Here is a 23,562-nt window from a genome sequence, read left to right as displayed (position 1 = left end):
AAGTGAAGGCGTTAGATCCCGGTACGTATGCTGAATGGACAAAAACACCAATCCCATTAGATGAAAATGAAAATACCCTTGTATAGTCATAGTTATCTAACAGTAACCGAGCATTTAAAAAACCGATGATGATTTCGCATTCACCGGTTTCCAAGATGATTTAGCATTAACTCACTTACGTAAGTGCTAGTTCACAGCGGGTATAAGAGTGAATAACTCATGAGGCTTAAAGCGAAAAAGATAGCATGACATTGGTGATCTACGAATAAAACGTAAGTCTCTCTCCAATGAGAATTTTGAGTTTATTTCCTCTTTTTATCCGTCATGAATTCTGTTCTGTTGGTGTAAAGAATCGAAAGTACCACTGTATAAATAATGTAGTCAGTGTTCCGAAAAAGGTGTCAGAATCCGAATGTAATAGAAAGGGTTGGAATTAATGCTATGAACATTTTAGTAACAGGGGCAGCAGGATTCATTGGTTTCCATTTAACAAAACGTTTGTTAGCCCTAGATAACAAGGTTATTGGAGTAGACAATATTAATGATTATTATGATGTTATTTTAAAAAACAATCGACTGAAGATATTAGAAGAAGAAAACCCTGATTTTGAATTCCACAAAATGGATTTGTCAAATAAAGAAAAATTAAATCAATTATTCAAAGACAGAACCATTGATATAGTCATTAACTTAGCAGCCCAGGCTGGAGTACGTTATAGTATAGAAAATCCGGATTCTTATGTTAATTCCAACCTTGTTGGGTTTGTCAATATTTTGGAGGTTTGTCGACACAATAACGTAAAGCACTTAATTTATGCATCCTCTAGTTCTGTATATGGAGCAAATACTAATATCCCCTTTTCAACCAAAGACCCAGTGGATCATCCAGTAAGTTTATACGCTGCCACTAAAAAGTCTAATGAATTAATGGCTCATACTTACAGTCATTTATATAATATTCCAACCACAGGACTCCGTTTCTTTACGGTGTATGGTCCATGGGGGAGACCTGATATGGCTTATTACTCTTTTACTAAAAATATTATCGAAGAGAATACAATAAAGGTTTTTAATAATGGAGATATGAGAAGAGACTTCACTTATATTGATGATATTGTTGAAGGAATAGTCCGGTTACTTGATAAACCACCGGTTCATACTATTGGATGGGACAGAGCTAACCCTGATTCAAGTTCAAGCTATGCCCCATACAAAATTTATAATATCGGTAACAATAAACCTATAAAATTAATGGATTTCATAAACACATTAGAAAAACTAATTGGCAAAAAGGCAAAAGTAGAATTCTTACCAATGCAACCGGGAGATGTTAAGGAGACATATGCAGATATTGCCGATTTGCATGCTGATGTGGGGTTCCATCCTTCAACAACAATAGAAGAAGGTTTAACTCATTTTGTAAATTGGTACAAAAAATACAATAAATAAGGAAAAAGAAGCAGTGAATTTTACTAAATGGGATATTAATCGATAAAAAATAAAAGAAGGAATTTCTTTTGAAGTCCAGCCTTGAGGAAATATTCCTAGTCATGGGTGTATGTGAAAACCCAAGAATGGGTATATGGACGAATAATGCTAGTGAAAAAGATAAATTAAAATTTTGTAAGTCATTAAAAGGAGAAAGTAATTTGAATCCTGTAAATATGAAAACTCCATTGGAAGTTCTTAATGAGTATAATTTGTCAGATTTTCTCATGACAACCCTTAAACGAAATTCTACAAAAGATCCTCTATTCAAATTAAATCCTCTGTTTGAAAACTACTTTAAAGTTTGTTCTGAAGACCTACCATATAAAGACATTTATAAAGCCGATTCTATGTCCCCTCCTGAATATCACAAGCAAGTGAAACAAATTGCAGAACGGGAAAAGAGAAAATTTCTTATTAAAGGGACTGAGGTGAGATGAAAACCATTGCTTATTTTGTAAGTGAAAACATTAAAACACACCAACGTTTTATATATAATCAAATCGTAAAAATAACTAACTATCGCACAATCGTAATCGGCACATTCGACAATGCCGACCGTACAGAATTCCCCTTTGAAAACTACTATAATATAAACAAAATTAAAGATCTAAAAAAGTTCTTCGAAGAACAAGATATCATAGCCATTCATGCTCATCACGGCTCACACGGACAAGAGATTTTGCCTGTATGTGAAAAGTATAATATTCCTTTGATTGTTAGCATTAGAGGACGAGATGGTTCGGACAGACCGGAAATTTTCGAAAAAATGCTAAGCGATATTCAGCATTAAATAAACATGGTGCACACTATTACCCTGTATGCCAATATCTTGAAGAAGGATTAAGAAGGTTAGGAATTCCGGCTAAGAATATGCATGTATTATATGGTGGTATCGAATTAGATCTTTTCCCTTATTCTAACCGCACTCTTCCTACAGTAGGCGAAATAAGAGTTTTATCGGTAGGTAGACTTGTAGACAAAAAAGGATTTGTTACTCTTATAAAAGCATTTAAACGTATTTATACACAATATCCAAATGCTAGACTGCATATTATTGGAGCAGGTGAAGATGAGAAACGAATTAAATCCACCATTGCAGAATATAACCTTAAAGATGTTGTGATTCTTAGAGGAGCTATGGATTCAAAACAAGTTTCGGACGAATTGAAAAAAGCCCATATCTTCTGTCTAGCAAGTCAGACAGCTAAAAATGGTGATATCGAAGGTATTCCTAATGCCTTAAAAGAAGCAATGGCTAGCGGTTTACCTGGCGTTTCCACTCGACACGCGGGAATCCCTGAATTAATTGAACACCAGAGAACAGGATATCTAGATTCAGAAAAAAATGAAATGGAGTTAGCGAAAGGCATACAATTCTTTATAGAGAATCCAGATATTTGGAACGACTATACGGAAAGAGCAAGGAAAGTCATTGAAGAAAAATTTGATGTCAATAAACAAATTATTGAGCAACAAAGACTATATTCTATTATTAATACAGTGAAAACAGAAACGGAAACGAAAAAGAAAACCAAAGCGGAATCGGAAAAGAAAAAGGAAATGAAAAAGAAATCGAAAACAAAAACGAAAACGGAAAAGAGTAAAAAGAAAAAATAAATCAAGTAAGGAAACAGCATTGCGTGAAGGAAAAGAAGAATAAATGACACTCTTCCAAAGTATTGGTTGGGAAAATGAATAGATCGTAACCAACAACTTTGGAGGGAGTGCATTTGGCGATTCTACAACCTCCGTTACAGGATGAAGAACGTGAAAAGGGAGCTATGCTCTAGGATCGATGGTTAGATTTCATATTCAATTGATCGCTTGCAATGTGTACTACGATCAAAAAGAAATGCCAAACAAAGTAAAAACATATAGGCAGGAAGGAGCTGTATTTTCATGGACTGGAAGTCTTTATATACTATTTGGACTAGTTATCCCAATTTAAATAATGAAATGCGTTTAATGCTTGAAGAAATGGAGGATGATGAAATATCACTTGAAGACGCATTTTATAAAAATTTGGAATTCGGGACAGGTGGTATGCGAGGGGAAATGGGGCCAGGTACGAATAGGATGAACATTTATACCGTGCGAAAAGCGACTGTAGGACTTGCTGAATATATTCAATCGTTTGGGAATGAGGCAAAATCCAGAGGAGTCGTAATTGCTTACGATTCAAGACATAAGTCTCCCGAATTTGCATTGGAAGCAGCCAAGACTTTGGCAACAAAGGGAATTAAAGCTTATGTATTTGATGAATTACGGCCTACCCCACAGCTCTCTTTTTCTGTACGTAAGCTGAGTGCATTTGCTGGGATCGTCATTACAGCAAGCCATAATCCGCCTGAATATAATGGGTATAAAGTGTATGGATCAGACGGAGCACAGCTACCTCCTAAAGCGGCGGATCAAGTCATTAATTACGTGAACGCGATTGAAAGTGAGCTTTCCATTGTAGTGGAGGACGAAGAAATCCTAAAGGACAGAGGGCTCATTCAAATCATTGGCGAGGAGCTGGATACCGCTTATAATGAGCATTTACTCACTATTCCTGAAGATTCAAAGTTAGCAGATGAAATCGATGTAAAGCTTGTGTTTACACCGCTTCATGGTACAGCCAATAAATCAGTAAAACGTGCTTTGCATGATTTAGGATATCGAAATGTCCATATTGTTAAAGAACAGGAAATGCCTGATGCTAATTTTCCTACTGTTAAAGTGCCTAATCCAGAGGAACCTGCTGCGTTTGGATTGGCTATTGCGCTTGGAAACCGTGTTAATGCTGATTTATTGATTGCCACCGATCCGGATGCGGATAGGCTCGGAATTAGCGTGAAGAACAATGATGGAAATTATGTAGTATTAACAGGCAACCAAACAGGCGCTCTTTTTTTGGATTATCTAATTTCACAAAAACAAAAGAAAGGGACCCTTCCTCAAAATGGAGTCGTATTAAAGACCATCGTGACTTCAGAAATAGGACGGGCGATTTCTGAGCAAAATGGTTTAAAAACCGTAGATGTTTTAACTGGATTTAAATACATTACTGAAAAAATCAATGAATACCACACAAGTGGAGAACATTCTTTCTTGTTTGGCTATGAAGAAAGCTATGGATATCTAATCAAAGATTTTGCTCGTGATAAGGATGCCATCCAAGCTACTATTCTGGCGGTGGAAGTCTGTGCCTATTACAAAAAGCAAGGTAAAACGATGTACGAAGGTTTACTGGATGTATTCGATAAATATGGATATTACTTGGAAGATTTACGGTCGTTGACTTTAAAAGGAATTGAAGGTGCGAAGCAAATTCAAGCGATTCTCAATGAATTCCGGGAAAATCCACCAGATCAAATCTCTGGTCATCAAGTAGTGGTTCAAGAGGATTATCTCAGCAGTAAAAAATACATGTTTGGGACAAATAGGGAAGAGGACATCAAGCTCCCGAAGTCGAACGTATTAAAATTCTTTCTTGAAGATGGGACATGGATATGTTTACGACCTTCCGGAACAGAACCTAAAATTAAATTTTATTTCGGTGTTCATGGAAGCTCGATGAAGGAAGCTCAGGGAAAATTATCCACCGTTACGACAGACTTTATGGAGAGTATCAATAAAATGCTTTAAAGGAGGACCCTCATTCAGAGGATCTTCAAAAAAACTGGGGTCAGCTTTCATTATATAAAGAAATGCTGACCCTTTTTTTGCCCACCAATGGATTAGTGCTGCATTCTAAATCTAGCACTTAGCCTTTCAGTATCATAAATACCCTTCTTCAAATCAAGATCTCATGCAGAGTATACCTCAAACATGAGTAGGACAACGGGGCTTATGCGGATATGCATAACTATTCGACACTCATTGGAATATTGAGCATATAATATACTATTCCAATCCACAAAATCCCCCTATGTAGTAGCCTTGCTGATACCGTATGACGTTACGTAGTACAGTTGTACAGGCCCTAGGATGGACCTTATGAAAGGTGCTAAATAGGGAGGATTTTTTTGGATCCTCATCGGCGGTCATGTTGAGGCATTCAATGAGACAAGACTTGAAATGTCACTTAAAAGATGAAGTCTTAAAAGGTAAGACACGTACATTTAACATCATACATAATCGAACATTCTAACAAAAAAACCAACGTCCTAAATGGTTGGAATAATAACCGCGGCAGGACATAAAGTGAATTTTTGTACCTTTAAGTACATTTCTAATTTGATTATGCTTTCTAGCTCGTTCACCAATAATACTTCTGTAATATGGAACAGGCTCACGAAATTATCGCTTGCTCCAAAAAACACCTATGCTTTTATATACAGTTGCTGTGATTATTGAAAACAGAGTATTAATTTTAAAAGCCATGGAATAAAGTATTAGAAGTTAAATGGAGCTTGCTTAGTTATTTTTTCATCTGTATTCGTTTCATCACCAACTTTCTTCCTTCTTATTATTTAAAAGCAGGGAAAGAAAGTTGATGTCTTTTTAAAAGAAGTTCATGAGATTGACATTTTCTTTTTTTAGAAAAAACGTCTATTCCCTGCGAAGGTGAGTGAACATGAAAAATAGAATTAATACAAAAGTGATAAAAATAATCAGTGGAAACAAGGTAACTAGATTAAATGTTCAAGTTGCAGATACTCAAAGGAAAAGAGAAAAGGGCTTGATGTTTGTTGGGAAATTACCCGAAAATGAGGGGATGTTATTTGTGTTTTCAGAAGAAATATATGGTGGATTTTGGATGAAAAACACATTTATTCCTTTATCTATCGCTTTTCTTGATTCATATGGGGGAATTCTAAAAATACTTGATATGGAGCCTTGTATAGAGGAGTATTGCCCTACCTATGATCCAGGAATTTTTTATTATTATGCAATTGAAGTAAATCTTGGATGGTTTGAAAAGAATCAAATCAAAGAAGGGGACTATGTAAAGTTTAATTGATTCATATCCCCACCTCTAGTTCTTGGAGGTGAATTTTTAAAAAGGGGTATTTATGTTGATTATGCTAGGAAGATTGTGAAGAGTTTTATTTAAACGAAAATGGTGTTTTACTTCATTACCGGGAGCTCAGCAGCTCCTTTTCTTATGCAACTAGAGAGGCAGGTTTCTTGAAGGGGCAACTTATATATTAACTTTTATTTCTCCGTTCCTAACAAAGGCTGCACCCAGGCCTTGTAGTGGTGAAACCGTGCCATAAGTCATGAGGTTTTTAAATTATGCCAAGCCATATTCCTCAGTTATGAATTCAAAAGAAGTTTGACAGCATGATTATTAAATTTTTTAGTAATGGAGAAATTTCACCCAAAGATCTATTGCTGTATAAAACAAATCTTCTACATAATGTACTACAATTTTAATATTTCACTATAAAGAAGTAGATGAATTCAAAAAGGCTATCTTAAAAAAAAAGAAAACCGAACTCAAATGACCGGTTTTCTTTAAGTAGTGAGGTGTGGTTGATTTCCCCTCCAGATGCTCGCTTTCCGCGGGAGTCTCGCACTTCCGCCCCAATCAACCTTAAATAGTTTCGTTTTAAAACAACAATCTTTACGAAAAGAGCCATAATCAATGTTAATAACTGAAATCTAGCCATCCACATTCCAGCCAAAACGGAAGGAAGAATGGGGAACATTAAATGAATCATGATAGGAATAATAGGGAAAGAAAGCATGGATATCATGGCTGTGCTTAGGTATATGTCTGTGGCTGAAACCTCTGGAGCAAAACCATGATTTCCGATTTCTTTCATGTTAAAAGCCCCATAATATAGGGGTAAAAAGACAATATAATATTGTAATGATAGTTATCGTTCGTATTAGTGCTTTGTTCTCACCTGTTAATAGCCAGCTAACGAACAGCCCTGCTATACCGTATGCCATTAAAATGTCTTGACCACCGATGAACACCGCTAACATGATTCCAAATAAAATCAAATACCAGGAACGCCGTTGTATCAATTTTAAGGCAACTTTTTTCCTGTTACCTTTAGAGATTTGACTTTCGAATGAGAGTACTAATCCATATCCAAATATTACGGCAAACATCGCTCTTGCCCGGTTATCAATAAAGAACATGCCAAAAAGATTAACGACTTGATCAAAAAAGTTTATACTTTCCGCCCTTTGCATGATCCCAGGTTCAGAGGTTGTACAAATATAGCGGGGCATGTGCGAGGGCAATGAGCAGTAACATAGCACCTCTTGATAAATCTAATGAAACGGCACGTTTTTCCCCTTTAATTATACTGCTGTTTAATGGAATGGACATACTGATCTTCTCCTTGAAATTAGAGAAATACTCCTGATTTTTTCAAATCTTTTCATAATGCTTGTTTTATTGTATCTTTTCCACGAATGTCATTAGTCTTGGATACAATATCGAATTTAGACTTGAAATGCTTCGTTCATCCTCTCATTTTATCTAGGCTATATTCCAGTTTATTAGGATCTTGTTCAACCCATGGGAAGCCATGCAGCAAGAAAGCATCTCTCATTGATGTTCTCTGTTTTTCTCCAATGCCGGTTTCTTTTGTTTCTGGTCCAAGCGATGACTCAGGAAAGTTAGAAGACTTGCCATGATGGCAATCAGCCCGCCTACCAATGTCACACTCATCAAATTTCCCTGATGGTAAACAATTCCGCCTAATGCGGAACCAAAGGCGATACCGACATTGCTTGCCACAGGCATCAGTGAAGCAGCCAATCCTGTAGCTTTAGGTTGATAAATACCGGCTAGGTCTATCAAATATAGCTGGGTAGATGTTGTTAAAAGGATGGCCATTAATGACATCAAGCTAATGTTAATCAAGCCAAAGATTAAATTATCTGTCGTCCAATATAAACTGATCAGGACAACTGCTTGAACGAGGAAAACAAACCTAAGGCGTCCGATGGCATTGTAGCTGGCAATTTTACCAGCGAGTATGTTGCTGAAAATGGAAATGAATCCGTAGCCAAACAAGATCCAACTGATTGAACCACTTGGTGCTTCCATTCCTTTCAGGATCGGAACAAGATACGTATAAACGGCATACGTCGCTCCAAATCCAAGCGATGGAATGAAAAAAGCCATTAAGATTCGCGGGTGTGTCAACAAAGAAAATTGATCACGCATTGAGCTGCGGAATGGACTGTGCATAGTAGGCAAAATGAAGAAAGATGCCAAAAACGCAATAGCTCCGAGAAAAGTCGTTAACAGGAAGGTTGCATTCCAGTCGTACCTTTCAGCGATGACTGTGCCAATTGGTACTCCGATCACGTTTGCAAGTGTAAAACCACCGAAAACGAATGATATAGCAAGTCCACGTTTTGCGATTGGCATGTTTTCACTGGCAACAATCATAGCAAGAGAAATTAAAACTCCTGTTACAATCGCAGTCATCATCCGAAGTGCAAGGAGCATGACGTAGGTCGTTGAAATCACGCACAAAGCATTCAGGATGATGAACGAACCTATCAAGAACAACATCCATTTCCGTTTTGGAAAATGGCTTGTTGCCGACATCACGAGCGGTGTGGCAATGGCAAACGTAATGGCAAACGCAGAAACGAGTGTGCCTGCTTTTGCATTCGTAATATGGAGACTCGAGGAAATATCGGTTAAGATCCCGACGATAACAAATTCGCTTGTCCCGAGAACAAATGTTAATAAAGTAAGTGTTAAGATGAGCAGCCAATGCCGCTTGGTTAATTCTGTGGTGTGCATAAATACCTCTTTCCTTGATGAATGTAAAAGTTGTCACAGGGTGGAAAAACAATCTAACTATCATACCATAAAACATTTTTATGAGGAAAACCCTTGCATAGTTACCATAGATTATTTCCTGCTAAAAAAGCTTGTACCTGAATCACTAATTTTACCGTAACCTGTTATGTTAGAAAACAAAAAAAGAATTCGAAACGGATTAATAAGGAAAAGCATAAGGGTAACAAGATAATAAAAATGTAATACTCTATATCAGGAAGAAGACATAAATCAAACAAGAAGGATGGGATCCTGATGGTTGATGAAATAAAACGGGAACAATGGAAAAAGAAAGTTATCGAAAATCTGAAGAGGGAAGCTGTCAAAAATATCATAGCAATAACGGGAGACCTAGCAAGATTAGATGCTAAAGTCAATAATACTTACACTGTATACATCAAGGATGGAAGGATGATAAAGAAGCAAACAAATGGGAAGTGTGTTGTCATTAATGGGAAAATACAAGGATAAAAAGTAGTGTAGGAACAAAGAATGCACTTTTTAGAATGCGAAGGAAGATAGCGGCTGGACAGTTTCCTGCTTTTAAACCGGGTAAGGGATAAAGACGAAAAATAGTTGTATAGCATAAAAAAATACTCTGGGATGAGTTATTCTCCAGAGTATTTTTTTGTACTTGGCAGCAGTGGTAGCTAGGCATCTATTTTTCCAAGGCAACAAAACAAAAATATGAAAACTTAGCTAAAACAGATTGACATTGATAATCATTATCACATAAAATACTAATTGAAAATGATTATCAATTTCGATTGTTTCTCTGCATGTTAATAAAATGAATTTTGAATAGGCGGTAGCCGTCAAAAACAAACGGACTGACCAAGTGCCAAGGTTGAAGAAGAATTCAAAAAAACTGAATGTGAGTGAAGGAGGAGCACCTATGGATAAAAATTTTATTATATTAGAACTATTTCAGCATGAAGTAAGCTGCTGCTGTCCGGGTGAAAGGCACCAACATATAATTGAGTTTCTTCAAGGAGATATTTGGACAATTACAAATGAACGGAAGTACATTGATTGCCTAGGATGGCACTCTTTAATAGTTGTCAACAACGAGCTTCAGTTTTTTATGCACGTGGAAGATATCGAGGAACTGTATTCCAATGGCAGCATTTGCTCCATTTTGGATTTGAACCTTAAAATTAACCATTTGAGTTTTAAAGTAAACGAAGCACTCGATGCACATGATAGGGAGTCATTTCTATCATTTTCCGATGAACTGAGCAACGTACAAAAAATTAAGAATAAAATGAACTCTGGTGATGTACATGCTCTTTAAGAAAATAAGTTTCATGTACATATAACATAAAAACAATAAATCGTTCGAGATGTTGGAAGGGGAAATTATCATGTCTAAAATCATTATAATTTTTGCCAGTATAAGTGGAAATACAGAAGAAATGGCGAATACCATTGCAGAAGGAATCACAGAAATCAGTGATGTGAGTATCGAAAAGATAGATAATATGGATGGTCCTGAAGCTTCCATGCTTGAAGATTACGATGGAATCATATTAGGGGCATATACGTGGGGAGACGGGGAGTTACCCGATGATTTTTTAGACTTTTATGAGGATATGAATCATATTGATCTAACTGGAAAGAAGGCTGCGGCGTTTGGTTCCTGCGATTCATCTTACCCACAATATGGTGCAGGCGTAGATATTTTAACAGAAAAATTAAGGGAACAGGGCGCTGTTATCGTCCTGGAAGGGTTAAAAGTAGAAATAACCCCAGATGATGAGGATATCAAGAACTGCCAAAATTTCGGGAGGGATTTTATAAAGAATAGTTTTGTCACTTCAATATAGAATTTGAAATTTTATGAGGAGAGAGAGGAGAAGGGAATGATCGATAGGGAACATCGGATTTCCATTGCTACTTTAACTGATTATCATTTACAGGATTTTATAAGATGTCCTTATCAATTTTACTATTTTCATATTGAAGGAAAAATCACCACTCAATCGGATTGGAGGAAGATGGTTCAATTTGTGGTTAATCAAGTTGTAAGTCGATATTATAAACTTCCTCCAAAAAGTCAGACGACTAAGAAGGTTTTGGAGTTCATAGATGATCATTGGAGTGCCATTGAAGTACGTCAGTTCGAGTCGAAGATTCATTATTATAAGACTCTTGCTAATATTACAGTTCATTTACTCCAATATTTAACTGAAAGAATTGAAAATCCACCTTTGTTTTTATATGAAAAATTTAACATGAAAATGGATGAGTTGGGTACCGAACTTTCCTTAACTTTTGAAGTGGCAAAATGGTCAGGCAACTCATTCATCATAAAGAAGTATTTAGTTGATACAGATGAAGAAATGAATCTTTTATTTAATAATATGATTTCGGTATTTTGTGAAAAGGCATTTGATCAATTACCGGAAAGAATAGAGATATACTCGCTTATGGAAGGTAAAAAAGAAACATTTATACCAACCAAGAAGGATGTTTCTGGTGGATTGGAATACCTCAACCTGATCAAGAATCTTTTACAAGAACCCAAAAAGTATTTGAAGACGGATTCCTTAGCAGTTTGCAAAAGCTGTTCTTACCAAAAAAGATGTTATGAAGGAATTAATATATACCAAGAAAGATTTAGTAGTCAATAATTGTGTTTAAAAAACCTGGAATTATTGTCTATATTATTAGGAATTACAGTATATTAAAGAGAAAAGAAACGTTCCTGGATGTTGCCCCTAATTAACTGAATCAGAGAAATATCCTTCCAAAAAGGTTTTGGAGGGTTATTGGGCATGGCCCAAAATAGTAGATCTAAGGGAATTGAATCTTTTAGAGAAGGATATTGACATGCTATTAGCTGGTATATTTCACTAACTAAGGCTGTTAAATAACCATTAGAATGACATTTGAGCGTAAAAAGAAGAATTGTCTATTTATTACGTTTTGTATTCCAAGAAAAACCTCGACAGAATATAAGTTCAAAACCAAATTCAAAGCGGTTAAGTCATAATCAAATCATTAAAAATGGGAAAAAATAGATTTTTAAAAGGAAATTCCATAATTTTGTTGAACATGAATATTGAGGAACATTTTAATTGTTTGAAATTGTAACCGTTTACAACGAAGCGTTTAACATATTTTATTTGTTCATGGTAGTAATTATCAGTAAAAAAAGAATGGAGGTTAGCCCATGGTTAGCACGATGGCAATCAATAAGGATGATTCCCGTTCCTTTCTAACGGAAGAACACCTATTATTTAAACAATCAATTCGTGAATTTCTCGCCAAGGAGGCTGTCCCCTTTTATGATCAATGGGAAAAAGAGGGGGAAATACCTTACTCATTTTGGGAAAAGGTAGGAGATAATGGATTTTTATGTCCATGGATTGAAGTGGAATTCGGTGGAATAGGGGCAAATTTTGGATATTCTGTTGTGCTGGCAGAGGAATTGGAGAGGGTGGGTTCAGCCTTGGGAGGAATATCCATTCATTCTGATGTTGTAGCCCCTTATATTGCTTCATTCGGAACAATAGATCAAAAACAAAGATATTTACCAAAGTTCATTACAGGGGAAATGATTTCTGCCTTTGCATGGACAGAGCCGGAAATGGGATCGGAATTAGCTGATATCCAAACCACAGCCATCAAGAAAGATGGGTATTATCTTCTCAATGGAGCCAAAACGTTCGTTACAAATGGCTTTAAAGCTGACTTCATGATAGTAGCATGCAAAACAGATCTAAATGCCGTTCCTCCCAAGGACGGAATCAGTCTACTGCTCATTGATAAAGATACGCCAGGGGTATCACGGGGAAGAAAGCTTAGTAAAACAGAACAGGGAAGCTCAGGCACAGCCGAACTATTTTTCGATGATGCTTCAGTTCCAGTTGGAAACCTCCTTGGGGAGGAAGGGAAGGGCCTTTCATATATCATGCAAAAACTGCAGCAGGAAAGACTAATCTGTGCGATCAGGTCTATAATGGCAGCAAAAGACATGCTTCACTTGACGATGAATTTTATAAAAAGTCAAAAAGCAATTGATAAGAAAAGAAGTGCATTTAAAAAGGCACAGATTACCATCGCTGAAATAGCGACAGATATTCATCTGGGAAGAACGTTTATTGATGGGTTGATCTGTAAACATATGACTGGGGAGAATATCATAACTGAAGTATCGATGGCTAAACAATGGATAACGGAGATGTCTAAGCGAATATCTGATAAGTGCATGCAGTTGCATGATCGTTACGGAAATATGGGTGACGATAAAATTGTCCGGCGTCATCGGGACATTTCTTTGCCAACATTCTTTACAGGGACAGATGAAACCATAAAAACCCTCATTGCTAAAAATATAGGATTTTAATTCATTTTTAATACTATAAATCTATCAAACTGCCTCATTCTTAATTGAGGCAGTTTTTTTATACCATTTTTTCTATATAAATACAATGAACTAGTTTTTTATAAAAAAAAGGTTTAAGCAGTTTACCTTATGGGTACAAGAGACTGTGCATATGAAAAATTAATATTTTTGTAAAATTTGTAATTGTATGCGAATGATGGAGGTGCTTTTTATGTTGAAAATCGAAAATGTATCGAAAATCTATAAGGGAGGAAAGAAAGCTGTAAAAAATATATCATTGGATATTAAAAAAGGGGAGTTCATTTGCTTCATTGGTCCGAGTGGATGTGGAAAGACAACGACAATGAAAATGATTAACCGTCTTATCGAACCATCTGAAGGCAAGATACTTATTAATGGTGAAAATATCATGGAAAAAGACCCAGTCGAGCTTAGAAGACAGATCGGGTACGTTATCCAGCAAATCGGCCTTTTCCCTCACATGACCATTCTTGAAAATATCACTCTCGTTCCAAAACTTCTTAAATGGAATGAACAGAAGAAGAAGGAACGCGCACTGGAATTGCTTCAGCTTGTCGATATGGGACCCGAATACTTGGAAAGGTATCCCTACGAATTGAGCGGCGGGCAGCAACAAAGGATAGGTGTTCTCAGAGCACTTGCTTCCAATCCTCCACTCATTTTAATGGATGAACCTTTTGGCGCACTAGATCCAATCACCCGCGATGCCCTTCAGGAGGAGTTTAAAAATCTGCAGCGCACACTTGATAAAACAATCGTTTTTGTTACGCATGATATGGATGAAGCCATTAAGCTAGCCGACAGGATCGTCATCTTAAAGGCTGGTGAAATCGTCCAAGTGGGAACACCGGATGAAATCCTCAGAAACCCAGCCAATGAGTTTGTTGAAGAATTCATCGGCAAAGATCGTTTGCTTCAAACAAGACCCAATGTTGAGTTGGTTGAACAAATCATGAGTCGAAACCCAATTTCCATTACAGAGGAAAAATCCCTTACCGATGCTATTACGATAATGCGCAAGAAAAGGGTCGATTCTTTACTTGTGGTCGATGAGCAAAATGTTTTGAAAGGGTTCGTAGATGTTGAAACGATCAGTGAATATCGAAAAAAAGCTAAATTTATCAGCGAAGTCATCAATACTGAAGTCTATTCAGTGAAACAGGATACTTTAATCCGTGATTCCGTTCAAAAGATTTTAAAACGAGGTTTCAAATACGTGCCTGTAGTTGACCAAAATAAACATTTGGTCGGAATTGTCACTAGGGCTACATTGGTCGACATTGTATATGACAGCATTTGGGGAGAGGAAGAAAATCAAGTGGCAGAAGTAGTAGAAATGTTTTAGGAGGTGTAAGAGATGGAAACAATGCTCGAATTTTTACAAACGAACTGGCAAGAATTGATCTTTAAAGCATGGGAGCACTTATATATTTCCATGATCGCTGTTTTCCTTGGAATAATAGTCGCTGTACCACTAGGAATAATTTTGACGCGAATGAAAAGGAGCGCATCGATTATAATCGGAATTGCGAACATTATGCAGACATTGCCAAGCTTAGCGGTCCTCGCCTTTTTCATTCCTTTCCTTGGCGTTGGGAAAACACCCGCGATTATTGCGTTATTTTTCTATTCCGTTTTACCCATACTCAGGAATACATACACAGGCATTAAAGGAGTAAATGAAAATCTGCTGGAATCCGGACGCGGCATCGGGATGTCAAGCTGGGAGAGGATTCGTCTGGTAGAATTCCCGCTTGCACTTTCCGTCATTATGGCTGGTATCCGTACGGCTTCCGTCTATTTAATTGGATGGGCCACCTTAGCTTCCTTTATTGGAGGCGGGGGCTTGGGAGATTACATTTTTATCGGTTTGAATTTATACCAAACAGAATATATCATCGCTGGTGCAGTTCCGGTAATCATCATGGCTATCCTGGTTGATTATGTATTCTCGATCATAGAGCGAAAAGTCGTACCAAAAGGCTTGAAAGGCATGAAGGAAGTTGCTTGAGGAGGATTACCATGTATAAAAAAATAAGAAATACAATTTTAATGGCCCTTATCGTTTGTGCATTAATGATCACCGGCTGTTCTTTGCCTGGTTTAGGGTCATCTTCTGAAACTACTGTAAAGATCGGTGCCCAAAGCATGACCGAATCTGAAATCCTGGCGAACATGATCGCTCAACTCCTTGAAAGGAATACGGAACTTGATACGAAAATCATCAAAAATCTCGGTTCGAATTTCGTACAGCAGAAAGCGATGGAGACTGGTGATATAGATATTGCCGCAACTCGATATACAGGGACTGATTTAACGAGTGTCCTGGGACAGGAAATCGAAAAGGACCCAGTAAAGGCGATGGAAATTGTTCAAAGGGAATTCAAGGAACAATATGGGTTCAAATTTTTTGATTCTTATGGATTCGATAACACATATGCCTTTACGATTTCAAATGAATTGGCTGAGGAAAAAGGGTATCAGAGAATATCGGATCTGGAAAAGGATGCAGATAATTTAAGGTTAGGTGTGGATAGTGCTTGGCTGAAAAGAAAAGGGGATGGTTATAAAGGATTCGTTGATACATATGGATTGGAGTTTGGCGAAACTTATCCGATGCAGATTGGCTTGGTATACGATGCAGTCAAAAATGGTCAGATGGATATTGTCCTTGCATATTCCTCAGATGGACGGATTAAGGTTAATGATTTGAAGCTCTTAGAAGATGATAAACAATATTTCCCTCCATATGACTGTTCACCGGTCGTTACTGAAGAATTATTGGAACCGTATCCTGAAATTGAAGAGGAACTTAACAAGTTAATTGGCGAGATCACTACTGAAACCATGCAGGAACTGAATTATGAAGTGGATGGGAATTTGAAGGAGCCATCGGTCGTAGCAGCGGAATTCCTTAAAGCACATAAATATTTTGAATAATTGGGAGGTGCAAACTAATGGAAACCTTGCAACAGTTGGGAACTTATTATTCCCAAAATTGGATGTATGTTCTTACTGAATTTTATCGCCATTTTTTAATGTCTGCTTATGGAGTGTTATTTGCAGCAATTGTAGCCATCCCGATAGGCATTTTCATCGCGAAACATAAGAAATTGAGTAATTGGGTATTTTCGATAACGAATGTCATACAAACCACACCAGCATTGGCTATGCTTGCACTCCTGATGCTAGTAATGGGGCTAGGGACAAATACGGTAATCTTATCGTTGTTTTTGTATTCATTACTGCCAATCCTGAGAAACACGTATGTCGGGATTACAAGTATAGATCATGCTTATTTAGAATCTGGCAAGGCAATGGGAATGACAAAGCTCCAGTTACTAAGAATGGTCGAACTGCCATTATCTCTATCTGTCATCATGGCTGGCTTACGTACAGCTCTTGTCGTTGCAATTGGGGTAACTGCTGTCGGTACATTCGTAGGGGCAGGTGGACTGGGGGATATCATTGTCAGGGGAACGAATGCGTCAAATGGAACGGCAATCATACTTGCAGGAGCAATTCCGACGGCATTGATGGCCATTCTCTCGGATCTTTTACTCGGATGGCTGGAACGGATTCTTTCACCGATAAAGAAGAAAAAAGTTCATACTGCCTAGAACAAATCAGGAAATTAAAAAAGCCGTTGCATGTTAATGCAATGGCTTTTTCTTAGCTTACCGATTAGAAGTCAGAAGCTTAGACTGGCAGATTTAGTTTTTTATTTCACGAAAAGGGTAACTATAAGGGTAGTCCTAAAAAAAGTATAAGGGGAATCATTCATGAAACTTACACCTGAGCAGCGTATTGAACTTCATGGCTTTAATAATCTTACGAAATCTTTAAGCTTTAATATGTATGATATTTGTTACACAAAAACCAGGGAAGAGAGGGAGTCCTACCTGGATTATATCGATGAACAATATAATGCAGAGCGGCTTTCGAAAATCCTGCACAATGTTGCGGATTTAATAGGAGCGCATGTTTTAAATACGGCCAAACAGGATTATGTCCCTCAAGGCGCCAGTGTAACCATTCTTGTTTCAGAAGGACCTGTCGTCGAAGTACCTATGGGGACTTATGAGGAATCACCAGGGCCTTTACCTGATAATGTGGTCATGCAACTGGATAAAAGCCATATTACCGTACATACTTACCCTGAATACCATCCAAATGAAGGCATTAGCACATTCAGGGCCGATATCGATGTCTCTACATGTGGAGAAATATCACCCCTTAAAGCCCTTAATTATCTCATTCATTCCTTCGATACCGACATTATCACGATCGATTACCGAGTAAGAGGATTTACGAGAGATAAAGATGGGCGAAAATTGTTCATTGACCATGATATAAATTCCATTCAAAACTATATTCCTGATGAAGTAAAAGGTTTATATGACATGATCGATGTAAATGTATACCAGGAAAATATATTCCATACGAAATGTAAGCTGAAAAAGTTCGATATTAATAATTACTTATTCGGTTATACAGAGGAAAAGCTGAATAAAGAGGAAAGGCAAGAAATTATAGAAAGGCTTCAAACAGAAATGGATGAAATTTTTTATGGTGCCAATGTTCCACATCCAATAGAAAAAAACAAGCATGCCGATTAAGGGATGCTTGTTTAAATTGAAAAGTTAATTTAAATGGAAAGCCTGAACCAATACATACCCGAGGCAAGTCAATAATATAGAGCCAACGAGTCCAGCAATAAAAGGTTTACCGCCATATTTCCTAAAAGTTACAAGGTCAATATTCAATCCTAGTCCCGCCATCGACATAGCCATGAGGATATAGGAAAGCATAACAAGCTTTTCGGCCAAAGGTTCGGGAACTGCACCTGAAGAATAAATGGCACTCATCAATAAAAATCCAAAAATGAACCACGGTATCTGGATGGATTTCCAGGAAAATTTCTTTCCGGTAACCGTTGATCGTTCTTTCCAATTCATGATGAATCCAATTAAAATGGCAACGGGAATGAGCAGGGCCACCCTAGTCAATTTGACCACCACTGCCAAGTCGACAGCCTCATTTCCCCCTGGTGCCGCAGCAGCGATGACGTGAGCAATTTCATGGAGTGTACCACCCGAAAAAACACCATATCCTTGATCGGATAACTCCAATAATGGATATAGGATCGTATATCCGAAAGTGAAGGTTGTACCTAATACAGCAACCGTAGCTACAGCTATTGCTGTATCTTTTTCTTTTGCTTTTATTTGGGAGGAAATTGCCAGTATTGCAGCAGCTCCGCAAATTCCCGTTCCGCAAGCTGTCAATATGCCAAGCTTTTTCTCAACTTTAAATAGGCGGGTCAATCCATAAACTACTAATATACCAAATGCAAGACTAATGGCACCAACTGCAAATGTTTTCGGTCCGGCATTAATAATATCCTTTAGGTTCAAACGCATCCCCAATAAGATAATGCCCACTCTCAAAAGGACTTTACTTGAATAATTTGTCCCAGCAACGGCGTAAGCCGGGACGCCGATTAGCGATTTCCAAACAACACCAATCAGTATTGCAATGACTAACTGTCCCATTATATGAAGGAATGGAAGCACTGCTAAGTATTTTGCGACAATGGCAATTAGCAAAGTCAATGCTATTCCTTTTGTAAATCCGAGTTTTTTTGTTTCAACTTTTATTTGTTCCAGTTGTGATCACTCCATCTATGTTGATGCTTTAACTTTAAAACTAAATTAAAAATAAGTGAAATATATTTTTGCTATTTCAATGATTACTTCTACTTATGATAAAATGAAACGCATAGGAAAATAGGGGGGTAACAATGGATCCGTTAAAAGTATTCGTAACTGTAATCGAACAGAAAAACTTTTCAAGAGCAGGGGATATCCTGAACCTGTCGCAGCCAGGAGTCAGTCTTCACATAAGGAATCTGGAAAATGAGTTAGGAACGAAATTAATTTATCGTTCCCCCAAACAAGTTCAAATAACAGAGCCGGGAAAAATTTTGTATAGACATGCAAAGCAAATGCTTAACCATTATGAAACAGCAAAAAGAGAAATAAATGAATTTAATAACGTGGTTAGCGGAACGATGAAAATAGGTGCAAGCTTCACGATAGGGGAATATTACCTTCCAAAAGTATTGGCAGAATTTGCGGCACAGTATCCGATGGTGGATATACAAATCATCATCTCTAATTCAAATGATGTCATTCAAGGAATCCGTTCGAATAAGCTTGATATAGGCTTGATTGAAGGGGAAACGGATTATAAAGATATAGATGTCAGGCCCTTCATGAATGACGAGATGATTGTGGTCGTTCCCCCGGATCATCCACTTTCACAGATGGATCTCATCGAGGGCAATATGCTCCAAAACCAAACATGGGTACTTAGGGAGCAAGGATCGGGGACCCGTACATATTCCGATAAACTTCTGAGCAGTCTGGAGTTAAACATAAAGAAAACCTTTATTTTCACCAGTATCCAAGGAGTGAAAGAAGCGGTGATGGCTGGACTCGGCATTGCCTTGTTATCCCGATTGACAGTACAAAAAGAATTGAAGTCCAATGAATTGAAAACTTTCCATTTGAAAAATGAGCCCCTAATAAGACCTTTTTCGATCGTGAAAAAGTTGGACTTTGAAGCATCAAAAGCCATGGAGCTGTTTCTAAGGAAGGTCGAAGAATTTGCGATAAAGGGCCGTCCTAAATAAAACCCTAAACATTTGCTCATCCTTTCATTTTCAATGAAAAGGTTGGGCATTTTTAACGACGAATTATTATTAATTTTAATGAAAACGTCGAAAGTAATTTGGAATATGTCAATGATTAAACAAATTTTACGTATTTTAACATAATTGCAAACATATAAATTAAATAGGTAGTCTCCAGGAAATCCCAATTCCCTGTAGACTTTTCCTGATATTAATAATCTTAAAAGGAGCAACCACATTGGCTATAGAGGAGCAGAAAGATAAACGGATTTCTGTTTTCGACAGGATTATAGGATTCATGCCAAAATTTTATGTGATTGGGACAATTTTAATTTTTGTTTACACGTTAGTTGCGATGGCTCATTTAGGTATCCAAACTTTAAAAAAGCCAGAGGAAACCATTGTACCTGCCCCCCCTGTTTCTCAGGGATTTGAACATACATTGATATCGTTAATCATCGAACCTATCGTAACGTCTGAATTTTATCAAATCATCTTTAACACATTATTCCTTTACCTAGTTTGGATATTGCTATTCCTATTAGCCCCGATTGCTTTTTACCGTTTAAAACACTTTAAATTTTTTAATATCGAAATTGAAATTGAAAAACAAGATGCAGCCGTTTATGAAGTATTCAGCATGAGCAGTTCCAAAATGAAATTTGCAGCCTATTTAACATCCGAGGAATTTCAATTGGAGATATCAGAGGAAATTGCCAACAGCAAAGACTTTAAAACACCCTTAATCTATACATTGGACTGTGCCGTGGATTTTTATTCCGATCAATTAGGTCTTTCCTTTACCTATGATATCTATACCCTGAACCAGTTCAAAAAAGCAAAGCTGCCTAAATCCATCAAAGCGATGCTTGAAAAGTCCATTCAAACCGGCGATCCGTGCATTACGAATAAAAGCAATAGCGACAGTGAATATTACAAGAACTTTCTTATCCATTATTTCGAAAACTTGGACGGGAAATTCGTCACCGTCTTAAATAGTTATCAAACTGAATTCGATACATTCGATAAATCACTGCTTAAAATCCTGCAAAACGTCATATACGATTACTATTTACAATATAACTATATTTACGAAGCAAGTGAGAAGTTGGAAAAGAATGAAACCATTTCCCCTAATAATTAAAAAAACCACCCTACAAGTGGTTATTTTTTTTGGAAAGGTGATTGTTAATTATATTTTGGACAATTACATTATTACCAATGAGCTCCGACGATTTATTTACATGCTGTTCCCGAAAATCCATGTTCTTTATTTTCTTGGACTTTTTCCCATTTTTAAAATTATTGAAGGCATTTAAAAAAGCTATCTGAATCACTCCCCTTATAGATTAGTATATTCATATTTTGGATAAAATTTCATAAAAAACCTCAATTTACTGAAAAATATTTTGCGTGATTTAAAGTAATGAAAATTACCTACACAAAGCAATTATAGACATTTAGAAAAAGTGTTTTAAATGTACGAAAAGGTATTTTATTTGCTCTAATCACTGATTTCTATGGCTTTATTTATAAGAATTAGAGAAATTTTCCCCAAAATGTTGTATAGTTAGGTATGCAGAGATTCGAACAAACATTCGTTTCTTGAGCAGATTACTTCTTAGAGGGACAGGAGAGAGACAGTGAACGGGACAGCACACATGGCTATAGGGGCAACAGTTGGATTCTTGACGGCAAACACACTTCAAACAGATCCAACCACCACTTTATTTTTGGTGGGCATCGGGGGAGTTTCAGGGCTGATGCCCGATATGGATATTGATGGGAAGTTAAGTAATAGGATTATCTTTTCACATAAGTTTATCCGAACGATAGCACAAACGATTGGAATTTTAATGATCATTTATAGTCTTTTGGAAGGCTCTGAAACGGAAAAGTGGATCGGTGCAGGGGCAGGAATCGGAATCATCATTATTTCATCTTTCATTAGGCAAAGGCATATGCTGACTTTGACTGGATTAGCGGTATTAGGAGGCGGTTTATCTTTGCAGGAAAGCTGGTTGTGGCTGTTGGGAGTCTATATAATCCTGGCATCCTTTACACCACATAGAAGTTATACCCATTCGATTGCCGGTATCGCTTTCTTTGGCATCATTGCCTTTCAATTCGAAGCCTTTATGGGGATTGACGGAATTTTCGCCACTTGTTCATTAGGATACATAAGTCATTTAATTGCAGATTTGAAATGTTTACCTTTTAATAAACGTGGGGTAAAACTATTTCTTCCATTTTTCTCAAAAGAATTTTGACAGTGGTTTTTTACCGCTGTTTTTTTATGAAGAAAAGATAGTTTTATTAAAGGTGCTTTTCAATATATTGAATGGACACTTGATTCGACTTATTTCTATGTTTTATATGGTCATTCTTCCTAAATCTACTAAATGTAACATATTTGTAAAGATCCTGTGATGCGAGCGATATATCTTTTCTAGTATATTAGGTTTAGCAAATCACATCAGGGGGTAAATCATTTGTTTAAGAAAATTGTCGTCGGATTGTCATTGGCTATCACGCTTGTAACCGCATCCTTTGCTGGAAACCAAGTGGAAGCTGCTTCATATCATACAAAAGCGATTAAAGTGGCTAAAAGTGAACTAGGTACAAAATATAAAATGGGTGGCATTTCTTCATCAGGTTTTGATTGTTCGGGTTTAGTGAAGTATTCATATCAAAAGGCTGGTAAGAATTTACCAAGAACTGCTGCTGACATATATAAAAAAGGAAAGAAAGTTAAAAGCCTGCAAAAAGGGGACTTAATGTTCTTTGCACCAAATAAAGCGAAAACACCCACACATGTGGCCATATACATAGGAAACAATGAATTCATACACTCGTCATCATCAAAAGGAGTGTCATACGCTAAAACCAATAATAGTTATTGGAAGCCAAAGTATATCGGTGCGAAACGTATATAATAGAAGAAAATCAACCTTAATATAAAAACTAAGAGACTTTAATGAAGTCTCTCAGACTGTAGACAAACTCCGAAGAAAATCGAGTTTGTCTACAGTTTTTTTGCTTATACAAATTTGGACGTTGATTGGAACGTAGGGCGCTCGCTTGGACTCGCTATTCCCGCAGGAGTCTCACACACCCGCTCCAATCAACTATGTTTAATAATTTGGATAGAATTCCTTTGATCTGACCCAATAAAGTTAGACATATAATTTAAGCAGCTTCTAAGACCTGAGTTCGGTATTCTATCGGACTCAGGTCTTTTAATTTTACCTT

General features: G+C 37.0%; 22 protein-coding genes and 1 pseudogene. 20 read left to right on the top strand and 3 right to left on the bottom strand.

Annotated features, from left to right (window positions below):
* Window positions 1-441: 441 nt before the first annotated feature.
* From ACZ9AO_RS25635 to ACZ9AO_RS25610, 6 genes are all read left to right on the top strand, one after another.
* Window positions 442-1,449 (top strand): NAD-dependent epimerase, encoded by a 1,008-nt coding sequence (locus tag ACZ9AO_RS25635; protein ID WP_476111190.1) that lies wholly within the window; start codon window positions 442-444, stop codon window positions 1,447-1,449.
* A 68-nt stretch (window positions 1,450-1,517) separates the two neighbouring features.
* Entirely contained in the window at window positions 1,518-1,928 is a 411-nt protein-coding gene (locus ACZ9AO_RS25630; protein WP_476111188.1) for a hypothetical protein, read from the top strand.
* Complete coding sequence (locus ACZ9AO_RS25625; protein WP_476111187.1) at window positions 1,925-2,281, top strand: hypothetical protein; 357 nt, start codon at window positions 1,925-1,927, stop codon at window positions 2,279-2,281. The genes ACZ9AO_RS25630 and ACZ9AO_RS25625 overlap by 4 nt, the downstream gene beginning before the upstream one ends.
* Window positions 2,282-2,361: 80 nt before the next feature.
* On the top strand, window positions 2,362-3,108 hold the full coding sequence (locus tag ACZ9AO_RS25620; protein ID WP_476111185.1) for a glycosyltransferase: 747 nt from the start codon (window positions 2,362-2,364) through the stop codon (window positions 3,106-3,108).
* A 282-nt stretch (window positions 3,109-3,390) separates the two neighbouring features.
* Window positions 3,391-5,121 carry a phospho-sugar mutase gene (locus tag ACZ9AO_RS25615; RefSeq protein ID WP_476111183.1) on the top strand — a complete coding sequence of 577 codons (1,731 nt, stop codon included), beginning with the start codon at window positions 3,391-3,393 and terminating at the stop codon, window positions 5,119-5,121.
* A gap of 931 nt (window positions 5,122-6,052) precedes the next feature.
* On the top strand, window positions 6,053-6,439 hold the full coding sequence (locus ACZ9AO_RS25610) for a DUF192 domain-containing protein (RefSeq protein WP_476111181.1): 387 nt from the start codon (window positions 6,053-6,055) through the stop codon (window positions 6,437-6,439).
* Window positions 6,440-7,070: 631 nt separating this feature from the next.
* On the opposite strand, the pseudogene ACZ9AO_RS25605 reads toward ACZ9AO_RS25610, so the two are convergent.
* Window positions 7,071-7,765: pseudogene (locus ACZ9AO_RS25605) on the bottom strand (DUF418 domain-containing protein); the annotation flags it as partial.
* A 222-nt stretch (window positions 7,766-7,987) separates the two neighbouring features.
* Window positions 7,988-9,202, bottom strand: a complete 1,215-nt coding sequence (locus tag ACZ9AO_RS25600) for an MFS transporter (protein ID WP_476111179.1) — start codon at window positions 9,200-9,202, stop codon at window positions 7,988-7,990.
* Between the two features lie 294 nt (window positions 9,203-9,496).
* On the opposite strand from ACZ9AO_RS25600, the gene ACZ9AO_RS25595 reads away from it, so the two are divergent.
* From ACZ9AO_RS25595 to speD, 10 genes are all read left to right on the top strand, one after another.
* A complete protein-coding gene (locus tag ACZ9AO_RS25595; protein WP_034306869.1) occupies window positions 9,497-9,712 on the top strand; it encodes a hypothetical protein in 216 nt (71 codons plus the stop codon).
* 424 nt (window positions 9,713-10,136) lie between these two features.
* Complete coding sequence (locus ACZ9AO_RS25590) at window positions 10,137-10,535, top strand: hypothetical protein (protein WP_476111177.1); 399 nt, start codon at window positions 10,137-10,139, stop codon at window positions 10,533-10,535.
* A 70-nt stretch (window positions 10,536-10,605) separates the two neighbouring features.
* The gene (locus ACZ9AO_RS25585) at window positions 10,606-11,067 is read left to right on the top strand and encodes a flavodoxin (RefSeq protein ID WP_476111175.1); all 462 of its coding nucleotides are present in this window, start codon (window positions 10,606-10,608) and stop codon (window positions 11,065-11,067) included.
* A 36-nt stretch (window positions 11,068-11,103) separates the two neighbouring features.
* On the top strand, window positions 11,104-11,874 hold the full coding sequence (locus ACZ9AO_RS25580; RefSeq protein WP_476111173.1) for a hypothetical protein: 771 nt from the start codon (window positions 11,104-11,106) through the stop codon (window positions 11,872-11,874).
* A 542-nt stretch (window positions 11,875-12,416) separates the two neighbouring features.
* The gene (locus tag ACZ9AO_RS25575) at window positions 12,417-13,592 is read left to right on the top strand and encodes an acyl-CoA dehydrogenase family protein (protein ID WP_476111171.1); all 1,176 of its coding nucleotides are present in this window, start codon (window positions 12,417-12,419) and stop codon (window positions 13,590-13,592) included.
* Window positions 13,593-13,803: 211 nt separating this feature from the next.
* Window positions 13,804-14,958 (top strand): betaine/proline/choline family ABC transporter ATP-binding protein, encoded by a 1,155-nt coding sequence (locus ACZ9AO_RS25570; RefSeq protein ID WP_476111169.1) that lies wholly within the window; start codon window positions 13,804-13,806, stop codon window positions 14,956-14,958.
* Between the two features lie 12 nt (window positions 14,959-14,970).
* On the top strand, window positions 14,971-15,624 hold the full coding sequence (locus tag ACZ9AO_RS25565; protein ID WP_476111167.1) for an ABC transporter permease: 654 nt from the start codon (window positions 14,971-14,973) through the stop codon (window positions 15,622-15,624).
* Window positions 15,625-15,635: 11 nt separating this feature from the next.
* Window positions 15,636-16,553 carry an osmoprotectant ABC transporter substrate-binding protein gene (locus ACZ9AO_RS25560; protein WP_476111165.1) on the top strand — a complete coding sequence of 306 codons (918 nt, stop codon included), beginning with the start codon at window positions 15,636-15,638 and terminating at the stop codon, window positions 16,551-16,553.
* Window positions 16,554-16,570: 17 nt separating this feature from the next.
* Window positions 16,571-17,233: an ABC transporter permease gene (locus tag ACZ9AO_RS25555; RefSeq protein ID WP_053535093.1), complete on the top strand. Its 663-nt coding sequence runs from the start codon at window positions 16,571-16,573 to the stop codon at window positions 17,231-17,233.
* Window positions 17,234-17,395: 162 nt separating this feature from the next.
* Window positions 17,396-18,232, top strand: coding sequence for an adenosylmethionine decarboxylase (gene speD / locus ACZ9AO_RS25550; RefSeq protein ID WP_476111163.1), 837 nt, complete (start codon window positions 17,396-17,398; stop codon window positions 18,230-18,232).
* 24 nt (window positions 18,233-18,256) lie between these two features.
* Here the strand turns inward: speD and ACZ9AO_RS25545 are convergent, their stop codons facing one another.
* On the bottom strand, window positions 18,257-19,282 hold the full coding sequence (locus tag ACZ9AO_RS25545; RefSeq protein ID WP_476111192.1) for a YeiH family protein: 1,026 nt from the start codon (window positions 19,280-19,282) through the stop codon (window positions 18,257-18,259).
* A gap of 134 nt (window positions 19,283-19,416) precedes the next feature.
* Between ACZ9AO_RS25545 and ACZ9AO_RS25540 the strand changes: the two genes are divergently transcribed.
* The 4 genes from ACZ9AO_RS25540 to ACZ9AO_RS25525 all read left to right on the top strand — a co-directional run bounded on the left by ACZ9AO_RS25540 (window position 19,417) and on the right by ACZ9AO_RS25525 (window position 23,246).
* Entirely contained in the window at window positions 19,417-20,310 is an 894-nt protein-coding gene (locus tag ACZ9AO_RS25540; protein ID WP_048680535.1) for a selenium metabolism-associated LysR family transcriptional regulator, read from the top strand.
* A gap of 238 nt (window positions 20,311-20,548) precedes the next feature.
* On the top strand, window positions 20,549-21,454 hold the full coding sequence (locus ACZ9AO_RS25535; RefSeq protein ID WP_476111161.1) for a hypothetical protein: 906 nt from the start codon (window positions 20,549-20,551) through the stop codon (window positions 21,452-21,454).
* 499 nt (window positions 21,455-21,953) lie between these two features.
* Complete coding sequence (locus ACZ9AO_RS25530; protein WP_476111159.1) at window positions 21,954-22,580, top strand: metal-dependent hydrolase; 627 nt, start codon at window positions 21,954-21,956, stop codon at window positions 22,578-22,580.
* A gap of 222 nt (window positions 22,581-22,802) precedes the next feature.
* Window positions 22,803-23,246 (top strand): C40 family peptidase, encoded by a 444-nt coding sequence (locus ACZ9AO_RS25525; RefSeq protein ID WP_053087379.1) that lies wholly within the window; start codon window positions 22,803-22,805, stop codon window positions 23,244-23,246.
* Window positions 23,247-23,562 lie beyond the last annotated feature (316 nt).

The organism is Peribacillus sp. TE19612 (genome assembly GCF_056279465.1).
Note: the sequence above shows the minus strand (reverse complement) of the source record. Positions and strands in the feature narration are given on the sequence as shown.

Bases quoted from the DNA above. Each gene is read 5' to 3' on its own strand.
- ACZ9AO_RS25635 (WP_476111190.1), top strand. From the start codon at position 442: ATGAACATTTTAGTAACAGGGGCAGCAGGATTCATTGGTTTCCATTTA.
- ACZ9AO_RS25625 (WP_476111187.1), top strand. From the start codon at position 1,925: ATGAAAACCATTGCTTATTTTGTAAGTGAAAACATTAAAACACACCAA.
- ACZ9AO_RS25620 (WP_476111185.1), top strand. From the start codon at position 2,362: ATGCATGTATTATATGGTGGTATCGAATTAGATCTTTTCCCTTATTCT.
- ACZ9AO_RS25615 (WP_476111183.1), top strand. From the start codon at position 3,391: ATGGACTGGAAGTCTTTATATACTATTTGGACTAGTTATCCCAATTTA.
- ACZ9AO_RS25610 (WP_476111181.1), top strand. From the start codon at position 6,053: ATGAAAAATAGAATTAATACAAAAGTGATAAAAATAATCAGTGGAAAC.
- ACZ9AO_RS25600 (WP_476111179.1), bottom strand. From the start codon at position 9,202: ATGCACACCACAGAATTAACCAAGCGGCATTGGCTGCTCATCTTAACA.
- ACZ9AO_RS25595 (WP_034306869.1), top strand. From the start codon at position 9,497: ATGGTTGATGAAATAAAACGGGAACAATGGAAAAAGAAAGTTATCGAA.
- ACZ9AO_RS25590 (WP_476111177.1), top strand. From the start codon at position 10,137: ATGGATAAAAATTTTATTATATTAGAACTATTTCAGCATGAAGTAAGC.
- ACZ9AO_RS25585 (WP_476111175.1), top strand. From the start codon at position 10,606: ATGTCTAAAATCATTATAATTTTTGCCAGTATAAGTGGAAATACAGAA.
- ACZ9AO_RS25580 (WP_476111173.1), top strand. From the start codon at position 11,104: ATGATCGATAGGGAACATCGGATTTCCATTGCTACTTTAACTGATTAT.
- ACZ9AO_RS25575 (WP_476111171.1), top strand. From the start codon at position 12,417: ATGGTTAGCACGATGGCAATCAATAAGGATGATTCCCGTTCCTTTCTA.
- ACZ9AO_RS25570 (WP_476111169.1), top strand. From the start codon at position 13,804: ATGTTGAAAATCGAAAATGTATCGAAAATCTATAAGGGAGGAAAGAAA.
- ACZ9AO_RS25565 (WP_476111167.1), top strand. From the start codon at position 14,971: ATGGAAACAATGCTCGAATTTTTACAAACGAACTGGCAAGAATTGATC.
- ACZ9AO_RS25560 (WP_476111165.1), top strand. From the start codon at position 15,636: ATGTATAAAAAAATAAGAAATACAATTTTAATGGCCCTTATCGTTTGT.
- ACZ9AO_RS25555 (WP_053535093.1), top strand. From the start codon at position 16,571: ATGGAAACCTTGCAACAGTTGGGAACTTATTATTCCCAAAATTGGATG.
- speD (WP_476111163.1), top strand. From the start codon at position 17,396: ATGAAACTTACACCTGAGCAGCGTATTGAACTTCATGGCTTTAATAAT.
- ACZ9AO_RS25540 (WP_048680535.1), top strand. From the start codon at position 19,417: ATGGATCCGTTAAAAGTATTCGTAACTGTAATCGAACAGAAAAACTTT.